Annotated in this window: 3 protein-coding genes; 1 reads left to right on the top strand and 2 read right to left on the bottom strand. The window is 34.2% G+C overall.

Features of this window, described 5'->3' with window-relative positions:
- Positions 1–348 precede the first annotated feature (348 nt).
- Positions 349–867: a hypothetical protein gene (locus tag OS173_RS13180; protein ID WP_267184753.1), complete on the top strand. Its 519-nt coding sequence runs from the start codon at positions 349–351 to the stop codon at positions 865–867.
- A 175-nt stretch (positions 868–1,042) separates the two neighbouring features.
- Here the strand turns inward: OS173_RS13180 and OS173_RS13185 are convergent, their stop codons facing one another.
- Together OS173_RS13185 and OS173_RS13190 are read right to left on the bottom strand one after the other, a co-directional pair.
- Positions 1,043–2,077, bottom strand: a complete 1,035-nt coding sequence (locus OS173_RS13185) for an IS481 family transposase (protein WP_267184754.1) — start codon at positions 2,075–2,077, stop codon at positions 1,043–1,045.
- A 110-nt stretch (positions 2,078–2,187) separates the two neighbouring features.
- Positions 2,188–2,955 carry a J domain-containing protein gene (locus OS173_RS13190; protein WP_267184755.1) on the bottom strand — a complete coding sequence of 256 codons (768 nt, stop codon included), beginning with the start codon at positions 2,953–2,955 and terminating at the stop codon, positions 2,188–2,190.
- Between the last annotated feature and the right edge of the window lie 173 nt (positions 2,956–3,128).

The following is a 3,128-nucleotide window of genomic DNA, read 5'->3' on the forward strand; positions in this document are numbered from 1 at the left end:
GCCTGTAAATCTGATATCGTTCTGTTTCGGTTAACTGTTTATAGCTCATATTGCATTTTCCTTTTGGTGAGAAAAATCAGTAACTATACCAGTTAACCGACCTCCTCAGGAAATTGCACTTATTATCCGAATTGAGGAAATATTAGATCCTATAGTAAAAAAGGAAAAGGGCGTAAATTACCAGCGGCTCTATATGATAAGGAAATTTTATGTGCTGAGTGTGAAAAATTAATTTCGAAATATGATGATTATGCTATTCGAATTTTTCGTGATAAAGAAAATCACATTAGAAGTAGTTTTAGCGATAGCAATGAAGCATTTATAATCTTTAACAACATTAATGCTCAAATGCTTAAAGGTTTTGTGGGGTCTTTACTATGGAGGATCAGTGCGTCCAATTTGATGGAATTTAAAAAGCTAAGACTAAGCAATCAATATTTCAATTTAATTAGTCAAGATTTGCTAAATGATGGGGGGTTTAAGTTTATTGATGCCGTAATATTTTTTTTAACAAGTGAAATGCACTCTATTTTCAATGCACCCAAAAGAGTTTTAATTCCACCTTTTGAAGCAACAGGAAATTCTAAGCTAATAAGTGGATGGAAAATTGAAATGCCGAATATAGTATTTTACGTATTCAATATTTCGTTTGATCTTCAGAAAAATCGATTGTTTCATTATTGGAAAATTCCTTCAAAAGCGAATAATAAACTGCCTACTTCAAAAGCATCAAATAGTTTAGATGCTACAAATTTAGGTTACTCACTTATAATTCCTGAAATATTTAAAAGTGATCGAATGATAGATGATTTAATAAATATATTGGAATCACATAAAGTAAAAAGAGATAATACAGCCAAGCCGTAGAAATTTTACATGTAGAAGTTGTAGAAGTTCAGTCCCGACCATAGAATTATTTAGTATCTTGGAGAGTTTTTAGCTCTAATTCTAATGATTGGCGAATCTCACTAAAATAAGTTGTAGAAGTTCAGACCCGATCTGACAGTTACCCATTTTTCAATAACCGATTGTCAGCTTGGATTTAGTTCTTTAATTTTTCCATCCAAACTGTTTTTCCGTCAATGAGTGTTTCCATCGGCGTTCTCCCGCAGCATATTTTGCCTTGGTGAGTTCTTTGAGTATTATATTTTATCAACCATTGGTCAAGATCAATTTGCAATTCCTCCACAGATTGATAGACCTTTTTTCTCAAGCAGACCTGATAAAATTCATTCAAAATAGTCTTATGGAATCGTTCACAGATACCATTAGTTTGAGGTGATTTAACCTTAGTCTTGGTGTGCTCAATATCATTAAGTGCCAGATATAGCTGATAATCGTGTTGATCAGCTCGACCACAATATTCTGTACCTCTGTCAGTCAGAATGCGTAGCATAGGAAGTTCATTCTCCTCATAGAATGGTAACACCTTGTCATTAAGCATATCAGCTGCTGTGATGGGTGTTTTAGTCGTATAGAGCTTAGCATGAGCCACTTTAGAGTATGTATCAACAAAGGTTTGTTGGTAAACACGGCCAATACCCTTGAATGTTCCAACATAGTAGGTATCCTGAGAGCCAAGGTAGCCAGGATGTTGAGTGTCTATTTCCCCACAAGCTTCATCATCATGCTTCTTGCGCTCCATGGCCGCCACCTGTGATTCAGTCAGGATAACACCATCCTTCGCCACTTGGTCAGACAATGATTTTAAACGGTCTTTAAAACAAGCTAAATCATGCCTTAGCCAAATACTTCTCACACCACTTGGGGAAACAAATGTGCCACGTTTACGAAGTTCGTTACTGGCACGTGTTTGGCCATGAGCAGGCTCTTCAGTGGCGTAGTCCACAACAATGGTTTCAATCGCTGGATCAATGCGATTTTTCATGTTGGGTGAACGACGATTACGTTCAAATAATGCTTCAACCCCGCCTTCTTCATGAGCTGATTTGTAGCGGTAGAAAGTGTCTCGAGATAAACCCATCATTTTGCAGGCTTTGGAAACATTTCCAAGTTCTTCGGCTAAATTTAATAAGCCGACTTTATGTTTAATGATTTTTTCGTTAGTATGGATCATAAGAGTTACCTTTATTTTTGTTTTGATTAATGTTGTAGTTACATCAAAACGGGTAACTCTTCTTTTTGCAACCTTTAATGATCGCAATGTGTCAGATTAAGTCTGAACTTTTACAAATAAGTATCATAATCTTCAATATTTTGAATAGTTTGATATGTTTCATTCTCTTTTATTGATGCAATATCTTTTTTAATTGCTGCTATTTTTGTTCTTAACGCTGACACTCTTTTTTGTAAAATATCTAAATCATTAATCTCATCAGATGCAACATTAAACATTTTGCCATTTTGAAGTCCTGATAAAATTTCATTCACTTTATTAATATCCTGTTTTCGATATGCTTCGTTTAAGGATTTAAATATTGCTTCACCTTGTTGTGATAAGTCATCGCTTAATTTATCAGGATGGCAAAGACGACTGGCTTGACGATAGGCTGTTTTTAATAATTTTTTCTCATCACTTGTTAAGTGGTGTGATAATTCAGATAGTTGGTCGTTTTGTTCTTTTTTAAAGGATTGATACTGTTCATTTGATTCTTTTTGCTGTTGGGAATTAAGGCTATTATCCGATGCTTTCAGTTTTAATATTTCTTTAATTAGTTCACCTAATTGAACCATATACTCACTATTAAAGTTATTGATTCGTCTTTCGAGTTCCATTTTTTCATCACTTAAGTGATTTATGGTGTTCTCTAAAATTAACAGCTCAAATTTTAGACCTTGAATCGCTGGATCCTCATAAATACTGATGCCTGTGTGATCTTGACTGTATTGTTGAATAAGTTGAATAACATTTTTGTATTCTTGTGATTCAATTAGATTTACAATCTTAATTGAGTCATCATCAAGATCTAGTGTTTTTAATTTATTAATTTGCAAAAGAATTATGTCGTGCTCCTCAATTGCAATTGCATCCTCAATTCGGATAATAAGTGCAATTTCCTGAGGAGGTCGGTTAACTGGTATAGTTACTGATTTTTCTCACCAAAAGGAAAATGCAATATGAGCTATAAACAGTTAACCGAAACAGAACGATATCAGATTTACAGGCT

The sequence above is a fragment of the Marinicella gelatinilytica genome (assembly GCF_026410405.1).
In the GTDB taxonomy this organism is placed as follows: domain Bacteria; phylum Pseudomonadota; class Gammaproteobacteria; order Xanthomonadales; family Marinicellaceae; genus Marinicella; species Marinicella gelatinilytica.

Excerpts from the sequence above, each read along its gene's own strand:
- OS173_RS13185 (WP_267184754.1), bottom strand. The coding sequence starts at position 2,077 with ATGATCCATACTAACGAAAAAATCATTAAACATAAAGTCGGCTTATTA.
- OS173_RS13180 (WP_267184753.1), top strand. The coding sequence starts at position 349 with ATGCTTAAAGGTTTTGTGGGGTCTTTACTATGGAGGATCAGTGCGTCC.